The organism is Micrococcaceae bacterium Sec5.7 (assembly GCA_039636785.1).
In the GTDB taxonomy this organism is placed as follows: Bacteria; Actinomycetota; Actinomycetes; order Actinomycetales; family Micrococcaceae; genus Arthrobacter.
This window is the reverse complement of record CP144169.1, coordinates 938,565-964,806: the sequence shown is the minus strand read 5'-3', so window position 1 is coordinate 964,806 and position 26,242 is coordinate 938,565. Positions and strand designations below refer to the sequence as shown.

Below are 26,242 nucleotides of genomic sequence, written 5' to 3'. Positions count from 1 at the left end.
CCAAAAGTGATAGGGCAACAGGGGGAAGTTTTAGTGGAACTGGCCTTCTTCGGTGGATCCCACCAGTGCCAGTGTGGATGCGTTCGGGTTGAGCGCAGTAGCAATGCTGTCGAAGTAGCCGGTGCCGACTTCGCGCTGGTGCCTGGTCGCGGTGTAGCCGCGGGACTCGGAGGCGAATTCCTTCTCCTGCAGCTCGACGTAGGCGCTCATGCCTTCACGGGCGTAGCCGTGGGCGAGATCGAACATCGAGTAGTTCAGGGCGTGGAAGCCGGCCAGGGTGATGAACTGGAACGTGAAGCCCATGGCGCCGAGTTCACGCTGGAACTTGGCGATGGTGGCGTCGTCCAGGTGCTTGCGCCAGTTGAACGACGGCGAGCAGTTGTAGGACAGCATCTGGTCCGGGAACTCGGCCTTGACGGCCTCGGCGAACTTGCGGGCAAGCTCCAGGTCCGGAGTGCCGGTCTCCATCCAGATGAGATCGGAGTACGGTGCGTACGCCTTGGCACGGGCAATGCAGGGTTCGATCCCGTTGCGGACCTTGTAGAAGCCTTCCGCGGTGCGGACCGGCTGTCCCCCTTCGCGGAGGATGAATTCCTGGTCGCGCTCGTCGACGTCGGAGGTGATCAGGGTGGCTGCCTCGGCGTCGGTGCGGGCGATGATCACGGACGGCGTGCCGGCAACATCGGCGGCCAGACGGGCCGCGTTCAGCGTGCGGACGTGCTGCTGGCTGGGGATGAGGACCTTGCCGCCGAGGTGGCCGCACTTCTTCTCCGAAGCGAGCTGGTCTTCCCAGTGCACGCCTGACGCGCCGGCCTGGATCATGGACTTCATGAGTTCGTAGGCGTTCAGCGGGCCGCCGAAGCCGGCCTCGGCGTCGGCCACGATCGGCACCATCCAGTCCTCGACGGTCTGGATGCCTTCGGAGAACTCGATCTGGTCGGCGCGGAGCAGGGCGTTGTTGATGCGGCGGACAACCGTGGGAACGGAGTTGGCCGGGTACAGCGACTGGTCCGGGTAGGTGTGGCCCGAGTTGTTGGCGTCGGCGGCAACCTGCCAGCCGGAGAGGTAGATGGCGCGGAGGCCGGCTTTGACCTGCTGCACGGCCTGGTTGCCGGTGAGGGCACCGAGGGCGTTGGTGTACTTGCCTTCCTTGTGCTCTCCGGTGAGCTGCTTCCACAGTTTCTCGGAACCGCGGCGGGCCAGGGTGTGCTCTTCGGAGACGCGGCCGCGGAGGCGGATAACGTCGGAAGCCTTGTAATCCCGAGTGACACCTTCCCAGCGCGGGTTGGCGGACCACTCGAGCTCCAGGGCGGCGGCCTGCTCTTTGGGCGTCTGCTGGGTGGGCTCAAATGCTGCAGTCATCTTTGTCTCCTTGGTAGTGCCCGGGCCGGCCGTCCCTGCTTCCTTGCAGTTCGGGCCGGCGGATCCGGTGCGGTGTTTCTTTTCCGTAAGACTTACTTTTCTGCACTTTCAAGAGGGTTACTAGGGGGAAACTATGGAAAGAAACGCACTTCTTCGCGTATCCTCAAGAAATGACCCCTTCAAGCTGGAATCGCCAAGCCACGACCCCGCCGCCGTCGTCCGCCCCCGAACTTGACGTCATCAGCCTGGGCCGCCGCGTGCGGCACCTGCGCAAAGCGGCAGGCCTGACGCTCGATGACCTGAGTGCCGCCGTCGGGACCGCACCGAGCCAGCTCAGCCTGATTGAAAACGGCAAGCGGGAGCCCAAACTGGGGCTCCTCCAGCAACTCGCCGCTGCGCTGAATGTGGGCATTGACCAGCTGCTGGGTTCCGAGCCGCCCAACCGCCGGGCGGCCCTGGAGATCGAGCTGGAACGTTACCAGCGCAGCGCCATTTACGAGTCCCTGAAACTGCCCAAAATCCGCATCAGCTCGCGGTTGCCGATGGATGTGCTGGAGTCGATGGTGGGGCTGCAGAACGAGCTGGAGCGCAAGCTGAACGAGCAGATCGCGACGCCGGAAGAGGCCCGCCGCGCGAACGGTGAGCTGCGCGCCATGATGCGCGAACGGAACAACTATTTCCCGGAGTATGAAGCAGAGGCCAAGAAGGTGCTGGCCATGGTGGGCCACACGTATGGGCCGCTGTCGCAGCACGTCATCGCGGACATCGCCGCGCACCTCGGTTTCAGCCTCCACCACGTGGGTGACCTGCCCCATTCCACCCGTTCCGTGACGGATCTTAAGAACCACCGAATTTATCTGACGCAGAACCAGAGGACCGATCACGACCCCCGTTCGGTGCTGCTGCAGGCGCTGGGTCACTACGTGCTGGGCCACAAGACGCCCACGAACTACGGCGATTTCCTGATGCAGCGGGTGGCCACCAACTATTTCGCTGCGGCGCTGATGCTGCCGGAGCAGGCCACCGTTGAGTTCCTGCAGCGCGCCAAACAGGCCAAGGAGATCGCAGTGGAGGACATCCGGGACGCCTTTGCCGTGTCCTACGAGACCGCCGCGCACCGGTTCACCAACCTGGCCACGCAGCACCTGGACATCCGCACGCACTTCCAGAAAACGCACCAGAGCGGCATAATCTACAAGGCTTACGAGAACGACGGCGTGACGTTCCCGCAGGACCATACCGGCGCCATCGAGGGCCAGCCGTCGTGCAAATACTGGACCAGCCGCATGGTGTTCGACGTGGCGGACAAGTTCAGTGCGTACAACCAGTACACGGACACCCCGGCGGGGACGTACTGGTGCACGGCCCGGACGGAACGCTCGGCGAACGGTGAATTCTCCCTCTCCGTCGGCGTGCCGTATGCGCAAGTCAAATGGTTCCGCGGGCGCGAAACCACCGAGCGTTCCACATCCACCTGCCCGGACGAAAACTGCTGCAGGCGGCCGCCGGCCGACTTGACCTCGGAGTGGGCGGGCAACGCCTGGCCGTCGGCGCGCGCCCACTCGCATCTCCTCGCGGCAATGCCGCCCGGCGCTTTCCCCGGTGTGGACGAGACCGAGGTGTACAGCTTCTTGCAGGCGCATTCCGGGAGCTGATGCTGAAGCTCTCCCACCTGCCGAGACCAAAACGACGGCAAACCGTGACCGCACAGGCATCGTTCCCGACCGCCGTCGCTGGTTGACTGGGGGAAGGCGGAACCCCGCCGGTTGTCGAGGCCGAGCGGTCAGGGGTGGCAATGAAATTGTTGGGTTTGTTCCGGATTGCGGCGATAGTGGCAGTGGTGGCGCTGACGGCTTGTTCGCCGTCGGGTCCCGCGCTGTTGAAGGCCGACGGCGTTACACGAGTTTCGGTGGAGCGCTCGGCTTACGCAGCACAGCTGAAGTCTTTCCGTGACTCGTCGCTGAAACTGGGCGAGGCGCTGCTTGCGGACGGGGACGACGGCGGCGACGGCAACGTGATTTCATCGCCGGGGAGCCTGCTGATAGCGCTGGCGATGCTGCGAGCCGGGGCCTCCGGCGACACTGCGGCGGAGATGGATCAGGTTCTGGGACTCCCGGCCCGGAACCGCGATGAAGCAATGAACGCGCTGCTCGCGTCCCTGGAGAAGTTCGACGGCGATCCCGGCTCTGTGGATGAAAAGAAACCACCGCGCAAGCCCGTCCTGCGCGCCGCCAACGGGCTCTTTGTGGACAAAAGCGTCACCACGGGACCGGAATATCTGGAGACATTGGCCAAGCACTACGGGACGGGCGTGTACCCGGTGGACTTCCGGGATGAGGGCGCCACCAAACCGGCCATTGACGCCTGGGTGGACAAGAACACGGGCGGCCGCATCAAGGAGGCCCCGGCACAATACGATCCGGACAACTCTTTCAGTCTGCTCAACGCGCTGTACTTTGCCTCCGCGTGGCGTGCCCCGTTTGATCCGAACAGCACCGCCGACCGCCCCTTCACGAAGGCCGAAGGCGAAGAAATCCGCGTACCCACCATGCAGAATGAACTGAGCATGGCCTATGCGGAAGGCGCGGAATGGCGCGGCGTTGACCTGCCGTATGCCGACGGTTTTGTGATGCGGCTGATTCTTCCGGACACGGGTGCCGCATGGCCGGATGCGGCGGAATTGGGCGAGATTGCCAACGCTCTGGAGTCCGCCCGGCCCGTCCCTGTGGAGATCAAACTGCCAAAATGGGATCACAAATCGAACGTCGACTTGATTCCGATCCTGAACAAGATGGGACTGACCAAGACGCTGGGCCCCTCCGCGGAGTTTGATGCAATCCAGCCTGGCCTGAAGATCACGGACGCCGCGCAGGCCGCCAATATCACTGTGGCGGAAGATGGCACCATCGCCGCGGCCGTGACGCAACTGAACGGCGCGGTGTCCGGTAAGGTCCCGCTTCAGTCGCAGACCATTTCCTTCGACCGGCCTTTCCTCTACCAGGTCGTCCATGTTGAAACGGGGCTGCCGCTGTTCATGGGCAGGATCGCCGACCCCCGCACACCCTGAGCAGGTGATGGTTGAGTAGCTCTTCACTATTCACTGGACGCTGGCTTACCTGGAATCGAGCGAGCCCACCGCAGAGTGGCCTCGCGCCGTGGCTCGGCGGCGTCGACAAGTTCAATTCGTGCCGCTAGCTGGACCGGGTCGATCAAGCGGGCTTCGATCAATGCGAGAACGAAAGCGTGGTCCTTGGGCCGCGCGGCTATGAGCTTGGCGGCGCAGAGATCGTAGGGATCAAGACACAGCCCCGTGCTGTTCCGCGTGTTCTCATTCCGGACGCTGACCAGCCGATACTCCCAGTCGCGCGGGAGTATGGCCGTTTCGCGGCCGGCGCCCTGGACGTAGAACCCGTATTCGGAGTGGAACGGTGACCATTCGCCGATTGCCGCATCGAGGCTGTCAGCGAGAGTTCCGGAGTCGTCGTCGGACATTGGGGCGATATCCACTTCATCGGACATCGTCGCGGCCGCAGGCAACTGATCCTCTGTGAACGATCCGAGGATCGATTGGCTACCGATCACGATCACGCGGTCGTCACCGATGATTTCCGTGGCTGCACGAATGGCGTGTTCCAGCTCATCGCGGCGCAAGTCCCGACGCCTTTCTGATTGCGATAACCCGTTCGTCGTCGCTTAGAGCGCCGGCGAACGGGCTCATTTGCCTCAGCTCCGTTGCGAACGGAGTGTCTTCAAGCATGGCGGACTCGATCACATGCACCGGCGCAGCAAGCAACTGTTCCCAGCGGCTGATCCATTCCAGTGCTATGGCGCTGCGGGGTGTCCGTCGCATCCTTGCGATGCCCTCCCGGCCGATCCGCCGGACAGCGGCGTCGTCTTCATGAAGCTTCAGCCCGAGCTGCACATGGAGTTCATAAGGAATCCGTTCTTCGCGTCGATGAATGGTGGGGCGACGCGCTTTGGCTGCACGCACGGATGCCTGAACGACGGCGGCACTGCAACCCAGCTGTGTCGCGATCTGCCGGATCGATAGCCCGACGGCGTGGAGTGACAGGATCGCTTCCTGACGGCGACGGGCAGCGGTGAGCTGCTTCTGACGGAGCTGTTCACTCAGCTCACCTAAGTCTTTGGCCTGCTGGGTCAGGCGGGCCACATCGACTTCCTTCATAGGTGTATGGTACTCCCGTACAGCCGGTGTGGAAAGAGTAAAGAGTGGGCGGGAGGCTAGCGCGGGCCGCCCTGCCTGATTCCGCCCTGCCAGAGCGCGTCAAACGGAGCACCCGAGGCTACGCGGTTACGGATGCCTGTCGTGACAAACTCCTTGGCGGTCCGCGCAGCCTCCAGCGGAGAAGCGCCCTTGGCGAGCTCGGCAGTCACCGCGGCGGCCAGCGAGCAGCCTGCACCGGACACTGCCACCTCACCCACCTTGGGGGCACTGAGGACTTCCAGCGTTTCGCCGTCGTAGTAAACGTCGACGGCGTCCGGGCCTTCCAGCCGCACCCCGCCCTTGGCGAGCACGGCAGCGCCGCTGAGGTCATGGATGCGGATTGCAGCGGCCTTCAAGGATTCGACGTCGGTGATCTCCAGCCCGGCCAGCGATTCGGCCTCAAAGTGATTGGGCGTGACAAACGTTGCCAGGGGAAGGATCTGCTCCTTCAAAGCCTGGTCCGTGTCCAACGCATGCCCGGGTTCCTGGCCCTTGCAGATAAGGACAGGATCCAGCACCACGTTCCGGAACTGGCCCTCAGCCAGTGCGGCGGCAACGGTATTGATCGTCGCGGGGCTGCCCAGCATGCCGATCTTCACGGTGTCCAGCACCGAAGCTGCGCCGGAAGCGGCACCATAGGCCGCCGTCGTCGCCTCCAACTGGTCCGCGATGACCTGCTGGTCCACCGGTACAAACCGATGGTTCCAGTTGTCCTTCGGATCGAAGGACACGATGCACGTCAGATTGGCGATGCCGAAGACACCCAGTTCCTGAAACGTTTTCAGGTCCGCCTGCGCACCGGCGCCGCCGGTCGCTTCGGAGCCTGCAATGGTCAGGACGACGGCGGGTGTGGACCGGCGGGAGGCGGCATCAGCCGCAGTTTCAGTTGCTGAAGTCATCACCCCATCCTGCCACTCGGCGTCCGACCCCCGCCTTGTGCGCATGAACACTATGAACAAAACGACTGTGTTCCGGATCACCGGGACTAGGGTGGCGGACGGTGCTGCTTTCTAGCGGCGCCGAATCCAGGAAGGTTCATTGATGAGCACTCAACTGTCCGAAGCAGCACAGACGCGAAGAGCCGTGGGGAACATCCTCAAGGGCTCCGCCGGCAACCTCGTGGAGTGGTACGACCTTTACGTTTACACGGTCTTTGCGGCCTATTTCCAGTCGCACTTCTTCAATTCCACGGATGAAATGCAGGCCGGGCTCGAAGCCATGGCTGTCTTCTCGGTGACGTTCCTGATGAGGCCGGTCGGCAGCTGGTTCTTCGGCCGGTACGCCGACCGCAAGGGCCGGAAGGCGGCACTGACGCTCAGCGTGACCATGATGTCCGCCGGCTCATTTGCCATCGCAATTTTGCCCACTACCGAGCAGATCGGCGTCTGGGCGCTGGTCCTCCTGATCGTGGTGAGGCTGATCCAGGGCTTCTCCGTGGGCGGAGAATACGGCACCAGCGCCACCTACATGTCCGAGGCCGCCACCTCCAAGCGCCGCGGGTTCTTCTCCAGCTTCCAGTACGTCACCCTGATCGGCGGCCAGATGCTGGCGCTCCTGATTCTGGTAATCATGCAGAACACCCTGGGCAAGGACGCGTTGACCGAGTGGGGCTGGCGAGTACCGTTCGCAATCGGCGGTGTGGCTGCCCTGGTTGTCCTGTGGCTCCGCCGTTCCATGGAGGAGACCCTCTCGGAAGAGCAGGTCCGGGCTGCCAAGGCCCCGGCCGTGGCAGGCGAGGCCCAGCCCGGAACGCTCAGTCTGCTGTTTACGAAGCACTGGAAGGCTTTGCTGACCTGCATCGGAATCACCCTCGGCGGCACTGTGGCTTTCTACACCTACACCAACTTCGTCCTGAAATTCATGAACGATACTTCCGGCATCCCCAAGGAAACCACCTCGGTCATCAACTTCTGGGCCCTGTTCATCTTCATGCTGCTGCAGCCGGTCTACGGCATCATCTCCGACCGCGTGGGCCGCAAACCGCTGCTGCTCTGGTTCGGCATTACCGGCGTGCTGTTCACCTGGCCGCTGATGTCCCTGCTGGGAGGCACCAAGGATCCGGTGATGGCCTTCCTGCTCATGATGGGCGGACTGCTGATCGTGGGCGGCTACACCTCGATCAACGCCCTGGTGAAGTCCGAGCTCTTCCCGGCTTCCATCCGTGCGCTGGGCGTGGGGCTGGGCTATGCGATCGCCAACTCGCTGTTCGGCGGCACCACCCCGCTGGTGGGCGCGGCGTTGCAGAAGGCCGGACAGGTGGAGATTCTCTTCACCTACGTCACGGTGGCCATCGGCATTTCGCTGCTGGTTTACATCTTCGCCCTGAAGAACAAGAAGCCGACGTACCTGGACTCCGAGCAGGGCGACGCATGGACGCCTTCAGCTGTTGGCACCGACTCCGCCGGACGCAGGGACGACGACAGGGACGACGACAAGGACAAGGACCTCATCGACGCCTGACCCTTCCAGGAACACGTACGACGGCGGCTGGCCGGCTCAGCAGGGAACTCCGGGTTGGTGACCCTCCGGTTCCCGGGCCGGAAGCCCGCCGTCGTCGTTGACCCAGGCAAGTCCGCGCACGGCCGCCCGGCCGATTGAGGAACAGGCGCCTGTCCAAAGGATGATGCCCCACATGGTGTGCCATTGCGCCCAGCCCATCATGTAATCCGGTTCACGCTATGCCCTTGGCGATTTTCATCAGCGCACGCCCCAGCTCGGGCTGCTTGAAGATGAACCCGGCGTCCAGCAGTTTCTGCGGCTGCACCCACCGGCTCTTGAGCACCAGCTCGGCCTCGGTCCGGATCACCACAGCACCCAGCTCGAGGAGCCAGGCGGGAGTGGGAATGCCGAGGCGGGCACCGTATGCGCGGCGGACCAGCCTCATGAGCTCACGGTTGTCCACAACGTCCGGCGACGCCACGTTGACCGGCCCCGTGATGTCCGTGCGCAGGTGCAGGAACACCACACTGCGGTAGAGGTCCTCCACATGCACCCAGCTGAACTTCTGCGTTCCCGTGCCCATGTGGCCGCCCATGCCGAGCCGTGCCAGGTTCGCGAACGGCGCCATCACTCCGCCGCCCGGCCCCAGCACAATGGAGATCCGCAGCGGGATCTTCCGTGTCAGCGGCGCCGTGGCCGCTTCCAGCGCAGCTTCCCACGCATGCGCGACGTCGACCGAGAAGCCGGTGCCCGGCTCACCGTCGCGCTCTGATTGGGGGCGGTCCTCCGCCTCGCGGTAGATGGTGCCGGTGCTGGCATTGAGCCAGGTGGCCGGGGGAGCGGAGCAGCGGGAGAGCGCACGGCCAAGCGCCGCCGTGGTGGAGACACGGGAGCCCAGTATCTCCGTTTTATTCTTCGCGTTGTAGCGGCAGCTGACGGAACGACCTGCGAGGTTCACCAGCAACTCGGCGCCGTCGAGCGCCTGGATGATGCCGGCGTCGTCGTTCCATTGGGCGCTGACATTGGCGACTCCGTTCCCGGGTCCGCGCGCGATGGTGCGGACGGTCCAGCCGTCGCGCTCAAAGCGGTCGCGGAAATACGTCCCGATGAAGCCGGATGCGCCCGCGAGCACCACAATCCTGTTGCTGTTCATGCTTCCCCCTGAAGTCTTGGTGTGCTTGTGCTTACGTGTGTGGTTAATCGCGGATGCTGCGGCTTAAGCCGAGGACGTCGTCGAAGATCTTGCTGACACCCGGGATCCTGGCCAGCGACAGTCCGCGCGTGATCAGCGGAACTGCCCCGTCCACCAGCTTCCGGGAGCGGCGCTGGCCCTCGGATGTGTCGTACACCCAGTACAGCGCGACGCCCAGGTACCCCAGCCAGAGCAGCTCCGGCAGGTCCGCCCGGAGCTTCTTCGGCGCCGCCGGGCGGGCGCCCTCCACAGCGGTCCGGAAGATGGCCAGCGACGCCTCGCGTGCCGCCGTCGACTCTCCCGCGAAGGGGTTAGCGGGCGACGTCGGCCGGATGGCGGTGGCGATGAAATCGGCGCCAAACCGGTGGTACGGCGCCATGACGTCCAGCCCGGCGTGCAGCGTTGCCTTGAGCCTGCCGCTGAGGTCCTTGATTCCCTCCACGGCGTCGGCTGCCTTGGCTGCGTGTTCGGCCTGGACCTGGACGTAGAGCTCATGGACCAGGTCATCCTTGGATGCGAAGTAGTAATAGGCGTTTCCCACGGAGACGCCGGCTTCTGCTGCGATGGCACGCATGGTGGTTTTTTCGAAGCCGATTTCGCGGAACATACGCAGGGCCACATCTGCCAGCAATTGTCTGGTTTGCTCGCTCTTGGCTGCCATGGGACTTTTCGCTCCTGTCGGTTTCGCGGGTTTTGAACGTGTTCAAGAATGAGTATGACACGAGATCTGAACATGTTCAAAACTTTTTGTGCGGCGTGGATTTCCCTGCCTTGTGGACCGGGTGGTGGGACGATGGTGGTGGTACCGGGCGCTTGCCGCCGGAACCTCCAGCCAGTGCTAATAAAGCGGGGCACCGTGTCATCTCCGGCCGCCTGCGCGAACCACTACGAACGGATACACCTTGCCCTCGCTCTCCGGCTCCAGCACGCTCATCAAGCCCGCCCCCCGTTTTGCCTCGATCGGCTCCCCGTACTTCGGCATCATGCTGGCCGTCATGGCCGTGGTGCTGATTCTGTCCAACATCGGCGCCGCCAAGGGTGTGGTGCTGGGGCCCATCATCACCGACGGCGGATTCTTCCTCTTCCCGCTGGCATACATCCTGGGCGATGTCATGAGCGAGGTCTACGGCTTCAAGGTGACGCGCAAGGCCATCATCACAAGCTTCGCGCTGTCCGTGTTCGCCTCGCTCTGCTACTGGATCATCATCGCTCTGCCGGGCTTTGACGACGACTACGGAACAGCCAAGCAGGCTGCCATTGAAGGCGCATTGGGCCCGGTTCCCCAGATTGTGCTGGCTTCGCTGCTCGCATTCGTGGCCGGGCAGACCATCAACTCCTGGATCCTGGTGAAGATGAAGGCGCGCACTGGTGAGAAGACCCTGTGGGCGCGGCTCATGGGCTCGTCCGTGGTGGGCGAATTCGTGGACACCCTGATCTTCTGCAGCATCGCCGCGTCTGTGATCGGCATCAGCGACTTCGGAATGTTCGTGAACTACGTGGTGGTGGGCTTCGTCTACAAGACCCTGGTGGAGTTCCTCTTCGTCCCCGTGACCTTGCTGGTGATCGGCTGGATCAAGAAGCGCGAACCGAGCTACGGCGCCTAAGCCGCTGGCCGGCGTCGGGCCTCCCGCCTTACGCCTCCGGAATCGCCGGAACCATGCGAGTTCGCCGGATTCTTCCGGCGACTTGGCAGGCTTCCGGCGAACTCGCTGTTCGGGCAGCTACCCCAGCAGCCCACGCAGGATCCGATTCTTGAATTCCTGTTCCCTGAACAGGTCCTTCCACTCCACGCGGATGAAGCGCCAGCCCTCCTCCGTCAGGGCCTTTTCGCGGCGCCGTTCCTGGAAGATGACTTCGGCCGTGGGTTTGTAATCGAAGTACTTGACCTTCCCATCGAATTCCAGAGCCAGCCTTTCCTTCTTCCAGGCGAAGTCCAGGCGGTGGCGGCCAACCCGGGTCTGGACTTCGAACTGCAGCTGGGGCGGCGCAATGCATAGCCTGAGTATCAGCTCCCGCGTCAGTGTCTCGCCCGCTGATTCGGAGCGTGGGTCAGCAGTATCGAGCACTTTGCGGAACGTTCGGATGCCGCGCCGGCCGTCGAGCGAATCGGCCATGGCCTTAAGCACGGCCACGTCTGCTCCCAGCCTGAGGGCGTGATCCATGATGATCAGCGCCTTCCGGTAGCCCAGCAGCATGGCGCAGTCTGCAACCGTCCGTTCCAAGGACGTGGCGCGAAGACCGTCCACCATCACGATCTCGTGGTCACCGAATGGACTCGTATGGCAGCGGACGTCCTTGCCATGGCGTTCGTTTGAGGGCCGTACCCGCTGTAGCACATGAATGAGATCGTCCACCTCCCAGAGGTACAGCCGGTGCAGCCGTGCCCCGGAGGTGTGGCTGTACGCAAAGGCGCCGGCCGACGTCGTACGTGTTCCGTGAGCGTGAGCCAGGACCAGCTGCCGGCTACGGACGGTCTGTTTCTGCGCATTCCACAGGCTGGCGCGGATGTAGCAGCCGTAGCGGAGCCGGACGATGGAGCCGGAGGTCAGAAGCAACCTGATGGCGCGCGAGTTGTAACCGAGTTCAAGCAGCTGTTCGGTGCGCCACAGGTTTCCGTTTTCAGGGAGGACCGGCAGTTTTGGCGGTGTCATGAGACAAGCCTCGACCCGCGGGACCCATGGTGACAGACGCCGTCATGCCTATGTGGAAAACCCGAGGTCGCCGGAAACGTGCCAGATCGCGGGAAACTTCCGGCGAACTGGCAGACTTCCGGCGATTTCGACGGCGGGGCGCCACCTCAGCGGTAGTACTGCCCCAGAGTCTCTGCCTTGAACTCGAAGAAGCGGCCGGACTCGATGGCCAGCCGGGTGTCGTCCACCATCTTCACAACAAAGCGCTCGTTGTGGATGGAGATGAGTGTGGCCGAGACCATCTCCTTGGCCTTGAACAGGTGGTGGATATACGCGCGTGAGTAATTGGCGCACGTATAGCAGTCGCAGCCGTCCTGCAGCGGGCCGAAATCGCGCTTGTACCTGGCACCGGACAGGTTGTAGCGCCCGGACGGCGTGTAGAACGCCGAGTTGCGGGCCACCCGCGTGGGCGACACACAGTCGAAGGTGTCCGCGCCGTTTTCAACGGCCGTGAAGATGTCGTCCGGCTCCGAAATGCCCAGCAGGTGCCGCGGCTTGTCCTCAGGGAGTTCCTCGTTGCACCAGCGCACAATGGTGCCCAGGTTCTCCTTCTCCAGCGCCCCGCCGATCCCGAAGCCGTCAAAGTTCATGGCCCCCAGATCGCGGCACGCCTTGCGCCGGAGGTCCTCGTACTGCGCTCCCTGGATCACACCGAACAACGCCTGGTACGGCCGGCCCGCCCGCTCCTTGGTCAGCCGGAGGTGCTCGTCAATGCACCGCAGCGCCCACCGGCGGGTACGCTCCAGCGACTCCTCCTGGTAGCCGCGCGAGTTCTGAAGCGTGGTGAGCTCATCGAAGGCGAACATGATGTCCGCGCCGATCTGGTGCTGGATCTGCAGGGAGATCTCGGGCGAGAACCGGTGGCGGTCCCCGTTGAGATGCGACTTGAACCAGACGCCGTCGTCGTCCACGTGGGCCAGGCGTTCCTTGCCGGCGGCCACGGCGTCGTCCGGGCCCGATTGGTCCACTGACTTCATGTCGATGACCTTTTTGAACCCTGAACCAAGGCTCATCACCTGGAATCCGCCGGAATCGGTGAACGTGGGGCCGGACCAGTTCATAAAGGCACCCAGGCCTCCCGCCAAGTCCAGGATCTCCGGACCCGGTTGCAGGTAGAGGTGGTAGGCGTTGGCCAGCACTGCCTGCGCGCCCAGCTCGGCGACGGACTCCGGCAGCACGGCTTTGACGGTGGCCTTGGTTCCGACGGCGATGAACGCCGGCGTCCGGATCTCACCGTGGGGTGTGGTGATGGTTCCTGTGCGGCCCAGGAATTCGCCGCCGTTGGCGGCCAGCTGTTCCGCGGACGGCGCGCAGGTATCGGCAACGCGCTGCCCCACGCTGAAGGAAAACTCGGACTGACGGGCGGGGGCCGCGGCTGCGGCCGGGACGGCGGCTGCGGAAACATGGAGATTGGCTGGCACGGTTCAAGTGTGCCAGCTTGCGCCCGGTTTCCTTAGTGGAGCGGCAACGATGTGGGGTAGTTCTCAGACCGCCAGTCATCCCACAATGCGCGGACAGTCTCCAGACTGCCCGCGCCGAGATCGTAAGTGGAGACGATCACCAAAGAACCGCCGTCGGGCCTGATCTCCGGGATGACCGGCTGGTCCGCCACGATGACCAGCCCTTCGCCGTGCTCGGCGTAGCTGTGCACGGTCAGACCCACCTGGTGATTGCTCCGGAACCAGACCTTGCCCGCAATCTCCTCGCCGGTGGCGAGCGTCAGCGCGTAGCTCTCTCCGGGCGCCGGAACATCAGCCAGCCCCAGTTTTTCAATAACAGAGCCGGATCCTCCGGGCAGCGAAATATACGAAGTACGGCGTTTTCCGTGTGGATGGCGCTCCAACGCGAACCGGAGCTGCTGGACGAACGTCAGCCAGCCCTGCGTGATGTCCTCATCCCACGCCGCCCATTCGGAATTATGGTCCAGAGCGGCCCGGGTCACACTGACTTCGGTCCCCGTGGGCACCGGTTTCAGGGTGAACACGTCCCCGCCATCCACGGTCAATGAGGTGTGGTCTGCACCTTCGACAACCGTGGTGCTGAAGTAGATCTCGTTGATTTCGGCGGCCTGGTCGTCAGCCTCCCAACCATGCCATTGGGCCACTTTGGATGGTTCGCGCAGCATGGTCCAAACTTGCTGCGCGTCGGAATTTATCACAACGCTCAGATTGTTCGTCATGGCCTGAATCTACAACGCAAGCCCAAACCGTGCTAGGGGTATCCGGCTATCAGTTCGCCTCGCAACGGCCTCGCAACGGCCTCGCTGCGGACCCTGCCGCGGGCTCCGGCCCGGAACCAAGCCCGGAACCAAGCCCGGATCCCTAGGACCGGACGGAGTCGAGTTCGTGGCCGATCCGCCGCTGCAATTCTCCGGCCCCGATGGTTTCCGATCCGCCGTGGGCGCGCAGGAACAGCAGCGACTCCAGCCGCAGCAGCCGCCATTCACGCTCGGCCTCGTGGTTGGAGTTGTCGATCGACCGGAAGATCTCTTTGTCGTATAGATTCGGTTCGTTCAGTGAGCGCTGGCGCATTTTGGCCTTCATCCGGGCCTTAAAAGGATCCGCTTCCTGAGCTTCGGGGGAGCGCAGGAACTTTTCATACACTTCGGCACGCTCCGGCTGGCCGGTCTGGCGGCAGATGTAGCTGGACAGTGCCAGCGACGCCTCCACCGACGACCAGCGCCCCGGGTTTCCGTCGAACGGCAGGACGTTCAGGAGATCCGCCACGGCCAAGGCGCCATCGGGGTCCTTGAGCATGATGAACAGCTCATGCGCCAGATCGCTGAGGTCCTTGAGGCAGCTTCCGGACTTGGTATTGATGCCCTTGGCCAGCTTGTCGGCCAGCAGCAGGACCCCCACCGCCGTGGGGTGCGCCTCCGCGGCAGCCTCCACCACGGACTCCGGCGTCCCGGCAGGCCCGGGGATGAGAGCCTGTTCCTCGGCAGTGGGAGCGTTCACCACCGGCGCTGTGGCCGGGAGGGGAGGTACGACGACGGCGGGAGCCGCCGGGGCGGTGCTGTCCTCCTCGCTGAGGTGCTCAACCACCTGAAGCGGGGTGGCGGCGTCGGGCCCGGTAACTATTTCTTCGTCCGTTACCTTGACCGAAGAGCCGGCGGCGATGCGCAGCATTCCTCCGCCGGTGAGCGTTGCCAGGACGATCGCGGGGGAGCCGAAATCGTCGTTCTCGAGCTCCACATGCTGGATTTCGGCCGAGCGCCCGCCGTCAGGGAGGAGCAGGTGATCGCCGGTCTTCAGGGATCCAGCCTGCTGTTCGCCGTAGTGCTGGGCGGCTGGGTGGTGGGTCATCGGGAGTCCTTAAGTTCTCTTGCGGTCCGCCCAACAGTCTACAAAGGAGCGTGCTGGAAGTCGGGGATGCGCGGGAACCTTCGAGCGTCACCGTGCGGAGGTAGCCGCCCTAATTGCCTACGCCGGCGAAGGCCAGGGCTTGCCGGACGAGTGCGCCGCGGCCGCCGGTGAACTCGAGCTGGACGCCCTCGCTGAGGACTTCCTCAGGGGTCATCCACGTGAGTTCCAGGGCGTCCTGGCGTGGTTCGCATTCGCCAGTGACGGGGATGATGTAGGCCAGTGAAACAGCATGCTGGCGGTCGTCGGTGAAGCCGGTCTGGGATGGCGCCGGGAAGTACTCTGCCACGGTGAAAGGAACCGGGCTGATGGGCAGCTGCGGGAAGGCCATTGTCCCCAGGTCCTTCTCCATGTGGCGCAGGAGGGCGGCGCGGATCGTTTCCCGGTAGAGCACACGGCCGGACACCAGGGAGCGGACCATGGTGCCGTCCTCATCCGCCTGCAGGAGGGTGCCTACCTCGTTCACGAAGCCGAGGGGATCCAGCCTTACCGGTACGGCTTCCACATAGACCATCGGGAGCCGGCCGCGGGCCTCAAAGAGGTCGTCATCGGATAGCCAGCCGGGATTCGGGTCAGGGGTACGAACGTTCATGGTTAAGTTCTACCGCATCGCCGGGGGTCTGGTGGCCGGGGCAGGGGATCTCAGCTGTTGGCGGATGCGGGATCCGCCCTGATCTGCGCCCTTGGGGCCGCGCGGTCAGCCCTCGGTGTACCCGTACAGGTCCGTCTGCCGTTCCAGGATCCAGATGGTGGGGCCCGTGGGATTCTCCGGCAGGTCAGCGAAGTCCGGGTTGGCAACGTGCAGGGTGCGGCCGTAGGACTCGTCCACTATGTGGGCCGCGTGTCCCGCTGCGGTGAGCCTGTCCAGCAGGGTGGCCAGATCGCCGTCGTACTCAAAACCCAGCGGGCCGGCAGTCACGACGCCGCCGATGTGCACGCCGATCCGGCCGCCGTTCTTCGCCGTGAAGTCGGCCCAGTCGCCCGAATCCGAGCTGACGCGGGGCCGCGCTCCGATGTTAGCGAGGTCCTGCCGGGCCGCCGCGGAGTCCGGCGTGATCCACATGATGCTTGCGGCCAGGGCGGGGTCTGCATCCGGGGACGTTGCCCACGTTCCATCCGCTGCACGCGTGGCAGGGTCCGCCAGGAAGCTGAATTTGTCCTGACCGGTGACCCGGCAGGACGGGCCGTGGTCCGCCTGGATGAGCTCGGCGGTGGTGCCGCCGGTGGCCGCCCCGGCTAGGTTGGTGCGTCGAGCGAACTCGGTGAGATCGCCAACTTCGACGCCGAAGGCCGTGGTGCCGTCTTCTGCGGAACCCTGGGCTGCGAAGTGCAGCGCAACGCGTCCTGATCCGGCATCGAACTCCACCCACTCACCGCGGTCCATGGTTTTGACGAGGCCCAGATCAGTGAGGAGCTGCCCCCAACGCTGGAGGCGGGACGTGAAGTGGATGGGGCGGACGCGCAGCATTACTTCTCCTCGGGGTCATGGGTGGCGGGATTCGCGGTTTCGGTGCCGGCGAGGTATCCGCCGAGGGCCTTTTCCACCAGGGCGGACAGGCTGATGCCTTCATCGACGGCCCGGTGTTTGATGTCGCGGACCAGGCCGGGAGGCAGGTACACATTGAATTGGGACTTGCTCTCCTGAGCCTTACTACCCTGGATCATGGCTATGATGCTAGCAATCTAGCAGGTGACGGTCAAAGGCAGACCCGGTAGGCTTCGGCCATGGCTGTTGATCTCGAGGAACTGCTGGTGCCCGCTCCCGCCGAGTGGCGCGCGTGGCTGGAGCTGAACTCCGCGCAGAGCCCCGGCGTGTGGCTGGTACTGCACAAAAAAGGCGGCAGCATCACGGAACTGGACTACGACGCTGCCCTGGACGAGGCCCTCTGTTTTGGCTGGATCGACGGACAGGTGAAAGGGCGCGACGACGGCAGCTACTTCCAGCGGATGACCCGCCGTGGCCCCAAGAGTCCTTGGTCCGAGCGCAACGTGGGCCACATTGCCCGGCTCGAATCCGAAGGCAGGATGACCGCTGCCGGCCGCGCCGCCGTCGAGAATGCCAAAGCGGACGGACGCTGGGAAGCCGCCTATGCAGGGCAGGCGACGGCGGATGTTCCGGAGGACCTCGCAGCCGCCATTGCCGCCGTTCCCGAGGCGCAGGCCATGTTCGATGTCCTGACGTCCGTGAACCGCTACGCCCTGATCTACCGCACCAACTCGGTCAAGCAGGCCTCCACCCGGTCACGGAAGATCACCGGTTTTGTTGACATGCTGGCCCGCGGAGGCTCCATACCCACAGAAGAGGCGCCCAGCCGGCACCCAGTAAACGCCCCGCATACTCGCAGTTCCACGCGGCAGAATGGGGCAATGCGCCCTGCCATCTCCACAAACAGCCCCACGAGTAACCCTGCCGGGACCCCCAGCCTGAGATCGCAAGGGAGACGTTTCATTGCTGCTGTGGTCCTCCTCGTGGCGGGCGATGCACTTTTCTGGCTGATGCTTGCGGCGGTGCAGTCGGATTCGGGACTGGCCCGGCTCGATGGCCCGGTCCACAGCGCGCTGGTTGACTCCCGAACTCCCTGGGCCACTGCGCTGCTGACGACGGTCACCACCGTGACGTCCCCGATGTGGATGACGGTCATCGGATTCCTGGCGGCGCTCGGCTGGGCCGTTTGGAAGCGGGAAATCTGGCGTCCCGCGTTGCTGCTCGGCGCCATGGCTGTCACCGTGGTGCTGTCCGCCGTTATCAAAAACGAGATCGGGCGTGCGCGGCCGCCGGCCAGTGACTTCCTGCTGGGGCCCGATGATGCCCTGTCCTTTCCCTCGGGACACACATTCGGCGCGGGGGTCTTTTTCCTCGTGTTGGTCTCCTTGCTGATTTCCCGCCGAAACAGACGTACGACGGCGGCGGTGGGCTGGATCGCGTGCGCTGCGGCGGTTGCCGGAACAGTACTGGTTGCCTTTAGCCGGCTGTACCTCGGCTACCACTGGCTGACGGACGTGGTGGCCTCGATCGGCCTGGCCGTTGCCGTTACGGGAATCGTGATCCTGGTCGACGGTTTGAGGATGTCGCAGTCAGCGGTGCCAGTGAAGCCGCAGTGAAACTTGCTTACGCTCCCCCGAGGTGAGTAACCAGGGCAGGGGGCCGCGCGGACTGCGTGTCCCCGCGGGGTGCGGTGACGGCGGGCTGGTTCGTAAGCGGGATCCCCGTCAGCTCGGAATAGAGTTGAAGGTGGAGCTGGACCATGATCAGGGCGCTGAATCTCTCCTCGACGCTTCTGCGGCAATCACGGCGGTCCAGGGATGCGGCGTTTTGCAGTGCGGAGGCGAGATCCCGTTCATCGGTCCGCAGGAACCCGGTCAGCCCATCCGTCACGATTTCGGGCGCGGCGCCCCGGGGGGTTGAGACCACGGGCGTGCCGGTTGCCAGGGCCTCGATCGCTGCCAAGCCGAAGGGTTCCGGCCATTGCAGGGGACTGAGCAATGCCACCGCGTCGCCGAGAAGGCGGTATTTGGCTTCGGCGTCAAGCTCGCCCAGGTATTCGGCATCGGGTCCCAGCAGCGGCTTGATGACGGTCGCGAAGTATTCGTGTTCGGCTTTATCGTGCATCTTCGCGGCGATCAGCAGGGGCATTTGCGCACGGCGGGCGATCATGATTGCTTCGCGCAGGCCCTTGGAAGGATGCATGCGGCCGAGGAAACAGGCATACTGTCCGGACCCGGATCCTGTAGGCACTGAACCGACGTCAATACCGTGGTGGATGACGCGGGCGACCGTGAAATTCCTGGCGGTGGATGCTTGATGGTGGGATATTGCGACGACGGCGGCATCTGCGCTCATGGCCCGGTAGAGGTCATTCAGATCGGGCATAAACGGTCCGTGGTTGGTCGTGACCAGAGGGACGCCCGGCGGCCGGTGCCGGTAGAGGGGCCCGGCGAGCGTGTGGTCGTGGAGGACGTCGACGTCGGTCATGGCCCTGTAGGACCGGACAACGTGACGGATTTCTTCGCGGCCGGAGCCGAGAGTCGTTGTATCGGCGCACGGCAGACCGGGTACGCGTGGGACCGGGCAGGTGCTGTCGCCGGACGCCGCAAGCAGGACTTCGTGTCCGGCATCGGCCAGGCCGCGTGCCAGTGTGTCGATGACGGATTCCGTGCCGCCATACGAGCGCGGGGGAACCCGGAACCACGGCGGCGCAATGAGGCCGATGCGCACGTCAGTCTTCTCGGCCGAAGGCATGGTCGTGGCGCACGCGCACGCTGTGCTGCCTGTCCATGGCCCACCCCTAGAAACGATTCCACCGGCCGGCCCCCAACCTGCCACAAAGGCTACGACAATCAAGCCGCGTGCCGCAAGACCATCCTGGAAGCAGCCCAGGCGGCGGGCCAAACCGCGCGCCGCAAAGTCCCGCTAGCTGCGCTGCAGCCCGCTCAGCTGAAGCAGTTCCGCGAGTGGCGGCCTGGTCCCGCGGTGCAACCGGACACGGTCGGGGAGGCCGGTCACCGACGTCGTGTTGTCCGATACCTCGACCGTGAGCCGGGAGCCGGCGAGCGGCATATTCTCTTCTCTGAAGTGCCCGAAACTCTCTGGAAATACCGGTGACAGCCACAGCCCGTCGTAGGGAAGGAAGGGGTCGAATCTGAGCAGGATGCGGATCAGATAGATGGGTGTGGCGGCGGCCCACGCCTGGGGGGAGCAGGAGGTGGGGTAGGACACCGGCTCGGGATAGCTGCCACGGTCAAAACCGCAGAACAGTTCCGGCAGCCGGCCCCCGAAGTAATCGGCAGCCTCAAAGAGCCCCAGGGCGATCTTCTGCGCCTCCTCGACGAAGCCATACCGCATCAGCCCTCCGGCGATGAGTGCGTTGTCATGGGGCCAGACGGAACCATTGTGGTAACTGACCGGATTGTAGGCGCCCATGTCCGATCCGAGCGTCCTCACACCCCAGCCGGTAAACATTTCGGGTGACATCAGCCGCTTCGCCACCGCCGCTGCCTTATCGTCGTCGATGATTCCGCTCCAGAGGCAGTGACCCATGTTGGAGGCGCAAGCGTCCACAGGCTTCTTGTCCTTATCCAGGGCAATGGCGAAGTAACCCAGATCCGGCAGCCAAAAACGTTCGTTGAACGCCTTCTTCAGCGCCGCCGCACGCGTGCCCCAGTCTCTGGCAAGCCCGGCGTCTCCGGCGTCTACCGCCATCAGCGCGCGGCCAATGTAGGCGCTGTACACGTAGCCTTGCACTTCACAGAGCGCGATGGGTGCTTCGGCGAGGTCGCCGTTGGCGAAGTTGATGCCGTCCCAGGAATCTTTCCACCCCTGGTTGATGAGCCCGTGCTCGTTTGCGCGCGCGTATTCCACAAAGCCGTCGCCGTCGCGGTCCCCGTAGTTACTGATCCAGTCCAGAGCCCGGTCAGCATGCGGAAGGAGGGCATCGATTGCCTCGCCTGCCAGGCCCCAGCGGCTCAGCTCGCCCAAAAGCGAGACGAAGAGCGGAGTCGCGTCCGCAGTGCCGTAGTAGATGCTCCCGCCACCAAGCGACAAGCCTGCGCTGACGCCGAGCCGGACCTCGTGCAGTATCCGGCCAGGTTCTTCCTCGCTGAGCGGGTTCACCTCTTTGCCTTGGAACTCGGCAAGTGTCTGCAGAGTCCCCAACGCCAGGGACGGGTCCACAGGCAGTGCCATCAGCGAGGACAGGAGAGAGTCCCGGCCAAACAACGCCATGAACCAGGGTGCTCCAGCAGCCAGCACGGCCCGGCCCGGATGGTCCGGGTTGAAGATCCGCAGCGAACCCAGATCCCCCTGGCTTTGATTGAGGACCTTCTCGATGGCAGCGTTCTCGAGCTGCACCACCGGGGCCTTGGCGCCCCAACTGCCGAATCGGAGCGCGGGCAATGATTCGTGGGTCGCCCGGTCGGCAGAAAATGCGGCAGATGCTTCGACCCCGTTCACAGTGGGAATGACGGCTACCGCCCGGGTCCAGGCGCCGTGTGCTTCGAGCACAACCCGGTACGAAAGGGATCCGCCGTCGATCGTCGCGCCCGGAGCCTGAACAATGAGACCTCGCTGGCTGCCTTTCCACTGACAGTCCAGGATCAGGCTCCCGCCGTCCTGCCGGAGCGACTGGTCCCGGTGGTGCGGAGACCGGCCGTCCTTGACCTCGAACAGGTCCGCGAAATCCGTGCCCACGATCAGTTCCAGAGTGCACTCGGCCGGTTCCCGGGAGAAATTTCGCACCGTGATCTGTTCCCTGATCCCCGAGCCAATCACGCGTTCCCGCTCCACGACCAGAGGATTGTCGGCGGCACCGTCCGAACCTGCTGCGCGGCCTACGAACACAGCGCGATAGGGTTCCGGGGTGGTGGCGCCAAGGGGCTGGACAGGCTCTCCGTTGACTGTCAGGTTCCATTTGGAGAGGATCCGGGTGTCACTGAAGAAAGCTCCGTGGGGCCGCCCGGCATGCATGTCGCCGTTGCCGGCAGAAATGCAAAAGGACGCGCCCTCCACGAGGGTTACCGCGCCGGCCCCTATTGATCCGGCGGATGTATCGGCGTTCCAACCAGTCATCGCTTCCCCTTGGAAAATGCTCCTGCCGGTGCATCGCACCATGACGCGAGCGGTCCGGCATCCAGGCCTTGCGCCGGGGCCATACGGGTGGGATCCGGATGCTGGTTCGGATCCAGGTATTCACACGGCCAGATCAGGATACGTCCCGGATCTTCGGAAGAACAGAGCGCTACACGAGAGGGCGGGAAAATCAGGGTCAATCTTCCTCTTAGCCGGCGCCAGTTCCTCGCCGCCGGCTTCAACCGGCCGAGGTCTCACCATTTATGGTGGTTGCAGTAGCGCAAGGGCGCGACTGCACCGGAGAGGGAAACTCCGTGGAGAGACATCCAGCCCAGCGTGGCGGCCTTATCCGGGGCACATCTGCCAGGTTGGCGCGGTACCACTCATTATGGGCGCAATGCTCCGGTGGGGTCTGCAGTTCCGGCTGCTCGTTTTGGCGGTGGCGGTGGGGGTCCTCGGTGTGGGCGTCGCCTCACTGCCGAGCATGCCGGTGGACGCTTCCCCGAGTTCGCGCCCCCGCAGGTTGAAATTCAAACCGAGGCGCTGGGCCTTTCGGCCGCTGAGGTCGAACAATTGATTACCTCCCCGATGGAGGCTGACCTGCTCAACGGCGTGGCCTGGCTGGATGCGATCCGGTCCAAGTCCATCCCAGGTTTGTCCTCGATTCAACTGGTCTTCAGGCCTGGAACGGATATTTTGCGGGCGCCGCAGCTGGTTGCCGAACGGCTGACGCAGGCGCGTCCGCTGCCGAATGTTCGGCTCCGCCCGTACTCATGCGGCCGCTGTCCTCAACCAGCCGGGTGATGATGGTCCGGCTCACCTCGAAGGACGTCTCAGCCATGTCAGTCCTGGCACGCTGGACCATGAAGCCAAGCCTCCTGGCTGTGCCCGGAGTGGCGAACGTAGCCATCTGGGGTCAGCGTGAGCAGCAGTTGCAGGTGGTGGGTTGATCCGGATCAGCTGAAGGCGAACGGCCTTACCTTGGACGAGGTCATCAGGACCACGGGCAACGCCGTTTGGGTCTCACCGCTGAGTTATCTGGAGGCTTCGACGCCGGGAACGGGCGGCTTCATCGAGACGGGAAACCAGCGACTCGGGGTCCAGCGCGAGCTGCTAATCACTACGCCTAAAGATCTGGCCCAGCTGAGCCTGAATGCCGGCGGCCGCCCCGTGGCGCTCGGTGACGTGGCTCAGGTGCTGTCGGATCATCAACCACTGATCGGTGACGCCGTCATCGGTGACGACCCAGGACTGCTGCTGGTCATCGGGAAGTTTCCGGACACGAACACCTTGGAAGTCACCCGAAGCATCGACGAACGGCAACCAGCGGCGAGAACCAGGAGTTCATAGATCTCGTCGAGACTTCACAATTCACTGAATACGACCTGGATAAGATCAACGAGCAGGCGCTGGCACTCGACAAGCATGCCTACACGTCAGCCCGGGCGTCTACGGCACGACACCACCCGCAAGCGTGCAAGATTGACAGAACGGGTTCCCGCGCCAGCTCCGCCATCAGATCGAACCCCGTATCGCCTCCGCACGTGCCTGCATCACCCGCCAAGCGGACGCGCTGGAGGGCGTAGTACGGGCCGTCGGCGATCTAGAACTGGACGCTATGGGATGGCCCCGCTCCGGCGGAGGTGCGGAAGGGTCAGTCGTCCATCGGGAAAGCCACTGCCTCGCCCACAACGCGCAGGCACAGCTCCGTACCCGTGCGGGCGATGGACGCGTTCCAGTGCCGGATGGTGATCACTTCGCCGCCGCCGGGGTAGCGGTGATCAGCCACAGCGCCGGCGGCTAGTTCGGGTGGCACGGCCAACTTCAGCCGGACAGTGGTTTCCGGGCCGAAGTAGTCGGTCTCCACCACCACTCCGCGGATGGGGCCGTCTTCGGTAATGCGGATCTGTTCCGGCCGGAGCATCAGCTGAACTCGGCCCTGTGCCGGCGGCCGGCGTACGGGAATGCCGCCCAGCGAACACGTGGCCAGGGAGCCTTCCATCCAGGCATCAAGAATGACGGCGTCGCCCAGGAACTCAGCCGTGGCGCGGTCCACGGGGCGTGTATACACCACAAACGGGTTGCCGATCTGGGCCAGCTTGCCGCCGCGCATCACGGCAACCTGGTCCGCGAAGGACAGGGCCTCGGCCTGGTCATGGGTCACCAGGATAGTGGTGACGCCGGCGTCATTGAGGACCTTGGCCACCGCCCGCCGCGTGGCGACCCGGAGGCCGGCGTCGAGCGCGGAAAACGGTTCATCCAGAAGCATCAGCTCGGGCTCGCGCGCCAGTGCACGGGCCAGTGCCACCCGCTGCTGCTGTCCGCCGGAAAGCTGATGCGGCCGTCGCTTGGCCATGGAAGGATCCAGCGAGACCATCGCCAGCAGTTCGCCGACGCGTGCAGCCACGGCGCGCCGCCCGCCGGAAAGCCTGGACGCATTGAGGCCGAAGGCAATATTCTGGCCCACGGTCAGGTGGGGGAACAGGGCGCCGTCCTGGGCCACATACCCGACGTGACGTTTGTGCGCAGGCAGCCATACGCCGTCGCCCGCTACCTTGGAACCGTTCAGCGAAATGCTGCCGGTGGCGGGGTGTTCGAAACCGGCGATCAGCCGAAGGAGGGTCGTCTTGCCCGAGCCGGACGGACCCACAATGGCGGTTGTGCCGCCCTTGGCCACGGACAGGTTGACGCCTTTGAGGACGGACTGCGGGCCGAAATTCTTGGTGACCGCGTTGATCTCCAGATGGCTGTTGGTGCTGGGTGCCACCGACGCCGCAATCCGTGGTTCCGGAAGCCTGGAGGGGGATTGTTCGGTCACTGTCCGGCTACTTTCTTGGACTGCTGGAAGAGGAGATAGGTCATGGGTGCGGAGAGCAGGATCATCAGCAGCGCATAGGGCGCGGCGCCGGCGTAGTCGATCTCGCTGCTCTTGCTCCAGAACTCGGTGGCCAGGGTGCGGGTGCCGTTGGGCGAGAGCAGCAGTGTTGCCGTGAGCTCGTTGACGATGGCCAGGAACACGAGCGCCGCACCACCCGCGGCAGCCGGAGCCGTCAGCCGGAGCGTCACCCGGATGAAGGACTGCAGAGGAGGCTTGCCCAGGGCCTGCGCGGCCTCATCCAGTTCCTTGGGCGCCTGCGACAGCCCGGAGCGGATGTTCACCAGTGCCCTTGGCAGGAACAGCAGCACGTACGCGGCAATCAGGACACCTGCGCTCTGGTATACACCCGGGACAAGCCGGATGCTGACCGTGACAAACGCCAGGCCCACCACGATCCCCGGCATGGAGCTGGTCACATAGTTGGACAGTTCCAGCGCCTTACTGAACCAGCTGGGGTGCCGGACGGCCAGGTATGCCATGGGGAAGGCGACGGCGGTGGTTACCACGGCGCCGGCCAGGCCGTAGACGAGGGTCTGCAGGAGCGCCGGCAGGAACTCGTCCGCCGCCCAGATGCCAGCGCCGCCGGCAACGGTCCAGCGGAGCACGAAGACCAGGGGGAGCCCGAAGGCCAGGGCAATGAGTGCCAGCAGGGACAGCTGCGCCGGAAGCTGGTACGCATGCAGGGGCAGCCGCAGGGCCCTGGCCTGGGCGCCGGAGCCAACGCGGGCATAACGCGCGGAACCACGGCCGCGGACTTCCACCAGCAGCAGGATCAGACAGAAGAACACGAGAACACTGGCCAGCATGTTCCCGGCGGTGCCGTTGAACGTGGATCGGTACTGCACCATGATGGCCGTGGTGAACGTATCAAACCGGATCATCGCGAAGGCGCCGTATTCGGCCAGCAGGTGGAGCGACACCAGCAGGGCGCCGCCGGTCATTGCGATGCGGAGCTGCGGCAGGACAACCCGGAAAAAGACGCGCCAGGCACCCAGGCCCAGGGATGCCGCGGACTGTTCAATGGCCGGATCCAGCCGGCTCAGCGTGGCCGCTGCGGGAATATAGACCAGCGGAAAATAGGAGAGCGCAGCGATCAGCACGCCGGACCACAAGCCCTCCAGGGAGGGCACCGCGGAAACCCACGCGTAGCTGTTCACGAAAGCCGGAATGGCCAGCGGTGCGGCCAGCAGGACCGCCCAGAATTTGCGCCCGCGGAGCTTGGTCCGCTCCACGAGCCACGCGCCACCGACGCCCAGGATGAGGCAGAGCGGCACGGTGATCGCAATCAGAAGGACGGTGTTCAGCAGCAGCTCGCCCACCCGCGCCCGGAAGATCAGCGCAACCGCGGTGTCCCAGCCGGTGGCGCCCGTCATGAAGACGACGTAGCCGAGCGGGAGCAGCGAAAACAGTGCGATCAGCACCGCCACAATCGCTATTGCAGAAAAGCCGAAAGGCGGGCGGGGGCGCTTGCCCCGGCCCGCCGTCGTCGTGCTCCCGGAAATCTCGGGAGCCACCAGATCAGTGGTCAC

The 26,242-nt window shown here is 64.4% G+C and carries 25 protein-coding genes and 1 pseudogene; 9 read left to right on the top strand and 17 right to left on the bottom strand.

Annotated elements, in window-relative coordinates:
* Positions 1-30: 30 nt before the first annotated feature.
* The gene (gene aceA / locus V3C33_04440; GenBank protein XAS68561.1) at positions 31-1,362 is read right to left on the bottom strand and encodes an isocitrate lyase; all 1,332 of its coding nucleotides are present in this window, start codon (positions 1,360-1,362) and stop codon (positions 31-33) included.
* A 170-nt stretch (positions 1,363-1,532) separates the two neighbouring features.
* Between aceA and V3C33_04435 the strand changes: the two genes are divergently transcribed.
* Positions 1,533-3,017: a helix-turn-helix domain-containing protein gene (locus V3C33_04435; protein XAS68560.1), complete on the top strand. Its 1,485-nt coding sequence runs from the start codon at positions 1,533-1,535 to the stop codon at positions 3,015-3,017.
* 140 nt (positions 3,018-3,157) lie between these two features.
* Entirely contained in the window at positions 3,158-4,429 is a 1,272-nt protein-coding gene (locus tag V3C33_04430; GenBank protein XAS68559.1) for a serpin family protein, read from the top strand.
* Positions 4,430-4,455: 26 nt separating this feature from the next.
* Here the strand turns inward: V3C33_04430 and V3C33_04425 are convergent, their stop codons facing one another.
* Genes V3C33_04425 through V3C33_04415 form a run of 3 tightly spaced genes read right to left on the bottom strand, consistent with a single transcriptional unit; the run spans position 4,456 to position 6,486 of the window.
* Positions 4,456-5,013 carry a DUF6036 family nucleotidyltransferase gene (locus V3C33_04425; protein XAS68558.1) on the bottom strand — a complete coding sequence of 186 codons (558 nt, stop codon included), beginning with the start codon at positions 5,011-5,013 and terminating at the stop codon, positions 4,456-4,458.
* On the bottom strand, positions 5,000-5,548 hold the full coding sequence (locus V3C33_04420; GenBank protein XAS68557.1) for a hypothetical protein: 549 nt from the start codon (positions 5,546-5,548) through the stop codon (positions 5,000-5,002). The genes V3C33_04425 and V3C33_04420 overlap by 14 nt, the downstream gene beginning before the upstream one ends.
* A gap of 56 nt (positions 5,549-5,604) precedes the next feature.
* Positions 5,605-6,486, bottom strand: coding sequence for a hydroxymethylpyrimidine/phosphomethylpyrimidine kinase (locus tag V3C33_04415; GenBank protein XAS68556.1), 882 nt, complete (start codon positions 6,484-6,486; stop codon positions 5,605-5,607).
* A 142-nt stretch (positions 6,487-6,628) separates the two neighbouring features.
* Between V3C33_04415 and V3C33_04410 the strand changes: the two genes are divergently transcribed.
* Entirely contained in the window at positions 6,629-8,047 is a 1,419-nt protein-coding gene (locus V3C33_04410; GenBank protein ID XAS68555.1) for an MFS transporter, read from the top strand.
* A 211-nt stretch (positions 8,048-8,258) separates the two neighbouring features.
* Here the strand turns inward: V3C33_04410 and V3C33_04405 are convergent, their stop codons facing one another.
* Positions 8,259-9,179 carry a TIGR01777 family oxidoreductase gene (locus tag V3C33_04405; GenBank protein ID XAS68554.1) on the bottom strand — a complete coding sequence of 307 codons (921 nt, stop codon included), beginning with the start codon at positions 9,177-9,179 and terminating at the stop codon, positions 8,259-8,261.
* A 43-nt stretch (positions 9,180-9,222) separates the two neighbouring features.
* Positions 9,223-9,879 (bottom strand): TetR family transcriptional regulator, encoded by a 657-nt coding sequence (locus V3C33_04400; GenBank protein ID XAS68553.1) that lies wholly within the window; start codon positions 9,877-9,879, stop codon positions 9,223-9,225.
* Positions 9,880-10,120: 241 nt separating this feature from the next.
* Here V3C33_04400 and V3C33_04395 point away from each other — a divergent pair, with 241 nt between their 5' ends.
* On the top strand, positions 10,121-10,822 hold the full coding sequence (locus V3C33_04395) for a queuosine precursor transporter (GenBank protein XAS68552.1): 702 nt from the start codon (positions 10,121-10,123) through the stop codon (positions 10,820-10,822).
* A gap of 117 nt (positions 10,823-10,939) precedes the next feature.
* On the opposite strand, the gene V3C33_04390 is transcribed toward V3C33_04395, so the two are convergent.
* The 7 genes from V3C33_04390 to V3C33_04360 form a co-directional block, all read right to left on the bottom strand.
* Entirely contained in the window at positions 10,940-11,869 is a 930-nt protein-coding gene (locus V3C33_04390) for a hypothetical protein (protein ID XAS68551.1), read from the bottom strand.
* A gap of 146 nt (positions 11,870-12,015) precedes the next feature.
* Entirely contained in the window at positions 12,016-13,329 is a 1,314-nt protein-coding gene (gene tgt, locus V3C33_04385) for a tRNA guanosine(34) transglycosylase Tgt (GenBank protein ID XAS68550.1), read from the bottom strand.
* 32 nt (positions 13,330-13,361) lie between these two features.
* Complete coding sequence (locus tag V3C33_04380; protein XAS68549.1) at positions 13,362-14,087, bottom strand: SRPBCC domain-containing protein; 726 nt, start codon at positions 14,085-14,087, stop codon at positions 13,362-13,364.
* Positions 14,088-14,229: 142 nt separating this feature from the next.
* Positions 14,230-15,213, bottom strand: a complete 984-nt coding sequence (locus V3C33_04375; protein ID XAS68548.1) for a DUF6707 family protein — start codon at positions 15,211-15,213, stop codon at positions 14,230-14,232.
* A gap of 109 nt (positions 15,214-15,322) precedes the next feature.
* Positions 15,323-15,862, bottom strand: a complete 540-nt coding sequence (locus V3C33_04370; GenBank protein ID XAS68547.1) for an NUDIX hydrolase family protein — start codon at positions 15,860-15,862, stop codon at positions 15,323-15,325.
* Between the two features lie 105 nt (positions 15,863-15,967).
* Complete coding sequence (locus V3C33_04365) at positions 15,968-16,738, bottom strand: VOC family protein (protein ID XAS68546.1); 771 nt, start codon at positions 16,736-16,738, stop codon at positions 15,968-15,970.
* Entirely contained in the window at positions 16,738-16,935 is a 198-nt protein-coding gene (locus V3C33_04360; protein XAS68545.1) for a CopG family transcriptional regulator, read from the bottom strand. The genes V3C33_04365 and V3C33_04360 overlap by 1 nt, the downstream gene beginning before the upstream one ends.
* Positions 16,936-16,995: 60 nt before the next feature.
* Here V3C33_04360 and V3C33_04355 point away from each other — a divergent pair.
* Both V3C33_04355 and V3C33_04350 read left to right on the top strand, forming a co-directional pair.
* Positions 16,996-17,596, top strand: a pseudogene (locus tag V3C33_04355) (YdeI/OmpD-associated family protein).
* A 41-nt stretch (positions 17,597-17,637) separates the two neighbouring features.
* A complete protein-coding gene (locus V3C33_04350) occupies positions 17,638-18,372 on the top strand; it encodes a phosphatase PAP2 family protein (protein ID XAS68544.1) in 735 nt (244 codons plus the stop codon).
* Positions 18,373-18,379: 7 nt separating this feature from the next.
* Here V3C33_04350 and V3C33_04345 read toward each other — a convergent pair whose 3' ends face one another.
* Together V3C33_04345 and V3C33_04340 are read right to left on the bottom strand one after the other, a co-directional pair.
* On the bottom strand, positions 18,380-19,486 hold the full coding sequence (locus tag V3C33_04345) for a glycosyltransferase family 4 protein (protein XAS68543.1): 1,107 nt from the start codon (positions 19,484-19,486) through the stop codon (positions 18,380-18,382).
* A 195-nt stretch (positions 19,487-19,681) separates the two neighbouring features.
* On the bottom strand, positions 19,682-21,835 hold the full coding sequence (locus V3C33_04340) for a glycogen debranching N-terminal domain-containing protein (protein ID XAS68542.1): 2,154 nt from the start codon (positions 21,833-21,835) through the stop codon (positions 19,682-19,684).
* Between the two features lie 336 nt (positions 21,836-22,171).
* On the opposite strand from V3C33_04340, the gene V3C33_04335 reads away from it, so the two are divergent.
* The 3 genes from V3C33_04335 to V3C33_04325 are packed head-to-tail and all read left to right on the top strand — an operon-like array spanning position 22,172 to position 23,185.
* The gene (locus V3C33_04335) at positions 22,172-22,639 is read left to right on the top strand and encodes an efflux RND transporter permease subunit (GenBank protein ID XAS68541.1); all 468 of its coding nucleotides are present in this window, start codon (positions 22,172-22,174) and stop codon (positions 22,637-22,639) included.
* A complete protein-coding gene (locus V3C33_04330) occupies positions 22,609-22,785 on the top strand; it encodes a hypothetical protein (GenBank protein ID XAS69831.1) in 177 nt (58 codons plus the stop codon). Before V3C33_04335 ends, V3C33_04330 begins: the two co-directional genes overlap by 31 nt.
* On the top strand, positions 22,757-23,185 hold the full coding sequence (locus V3C33_04325) for an efflux RND transporter permease subunit (GenBank protein ID XAS68540.1): 429 nt from the start codon (positions 22,757-22,759) through the stop codon (positions 23,183-23,185). Before V3C33_04330 ends, V3C33_04325 begins: the two co-directional genes overlap by 29 nt.
* Positions 23,186-23,489: 304 nt before the next feature.
* Here V3C33_04325 and V3C33_04320 read toward each other — a convergent pair whose 3' ends face one another.
* Together V3C33_04320 and V3C33_04315 are read right to left on the bottom strand one after the other, a co-directional pair.
* On the bottom strand, positions 23,490-24,653 hold the full coding sequence (locus V3C33_04320; GenBank protein XAS68539.1) for an ABC transporter ATP-binding protein: 1,164 nt from the start codon (positions 24,651-24,653) through the stop codon (positions 23,490-23,492).
* Positions 24,650-26,242, bottom strand: a complete 1,593-nt coding sequence (locus V3C33_04315) for an iron ABC transporter permease (protein XAS68538.1) — start codon at positions 26,240-26,242, stop codon at positions 24,650-24,652. The genes V3C33_04320 and V3C33_04315 overlap by 4 nt, the downstream gene beginning before the upstream one ends.

Coding starts and splice junctions, on each gene's coding strand:
- aceA (XAS68561.1), bottom strand. CDS start 1,362: ATGACTGCAGCATTTGAGCCCACCCAGCAGACGCCCAAAGAGCAGGCC.
- V3C33_04435 (XAS68560.1), top strand. CDS start 1,533: ATGACCCCTTCAAGCTGGAATCGCCAAGCCACGACCCCGCCGCCGTCG.
- V3C33_04430 (XAS68559.1), top strand. CDS start 3,158: ATGAAATTGTTGGGTTTGTTCCGGATTGCGGCGATAGTGGCAGTGGTG.
- V3C33_04420 (XAS68557.1), bottom strand. CDS start 5,548: ATGAAGGAAGTCGATGTGGCCCGCCTGACCCAGCAGGCCAAAGACTTA.
- V3C33_04415 (XAS68556.1), bottom strand. CDS start 6,486: ATGACTTCAGCAACTGAAACTGCGGCTGATGCCGCCTCCCGCCGGTCC.
- V3C33_04410 (XAS68555.1), top strand. CDS start 6,629: ATGAGCACTCAACTGTCCGAAGCAGCACAGACGCGAAGAGCCGTGGGG.
- V3C33_04405 (XAS68554.1), bottom strand. CDS start 9,179: ATGAACAGCAACAGGATTGTGGTGCTCGCGGGCGCATCCGGCTTCATC.
- V3C33_04400 (XAS68553.1), bottom strand. CDS start 9,879: ATGGCAGCCAAGAGCGAGCAAACCAGACAATTGCTGGCAGATGTGGCC.
- V3C33_04390 (XAS68551.1), bottom strand. CDS start 11,869: ATGACACCGCCAAAACTGCCGGTCCTCCCTGAAAACGGAAACCTGTGG.
- V3C33_04380 (XAS68549.1), bottom strand. CDS start 14,087: ATGACGAACAATCTGAGCGTTGTGATAAATTCCGACGCGCAGCAAGTT.
- V3C33_04375 (XAS68548.1), bottom strand. CDS start 15,213: ATGACCCACCACCCAGCCGCCCAGCACTACGGCGAACAGCAGGCTGGA.
- V3C33_04370 (XAS68547.1), bottom strand. CDS start 15,862: ATGAACGTTCGTACCCCTGACCCGAATCCCGGCTGGCTATCCGATGAC.
- V3C33_04365 (XAS68546.1), bottom strand. CDS start 16,738: ATGCTGCGCGTCCGCCCCATCCACTTCACGTCCCGCCTCCAGCGTTGG.
- V3C33_04360 (XAS68545.1), bottom strand. CDS start 16,935: ATGATCCAGGGTAGTAAGGCTCAGGAGAGCAAGTCCCAATTCAATGTG.
- V3C33_04350 (XAS68544.1), top strand. CDS start 17,638: ATGCGCCCTGCCATCTCCACAAACAGCCCCACGAGTAACCCTGCCGGG.
- V3C33_04340 (XAS68542.1), bottom strand. CDS start 21,835: ATGACTGGTTGGAACGCCGATACATCCGCCGGATCAATAGGGGCCGGC.
- V3C33_04330 (XAS69831.1), top strand. CDS start 22,609: ATGCGGCCGCTGTCCTCAACCAGCCGGGTGATGATGGTCCGGCTCACC.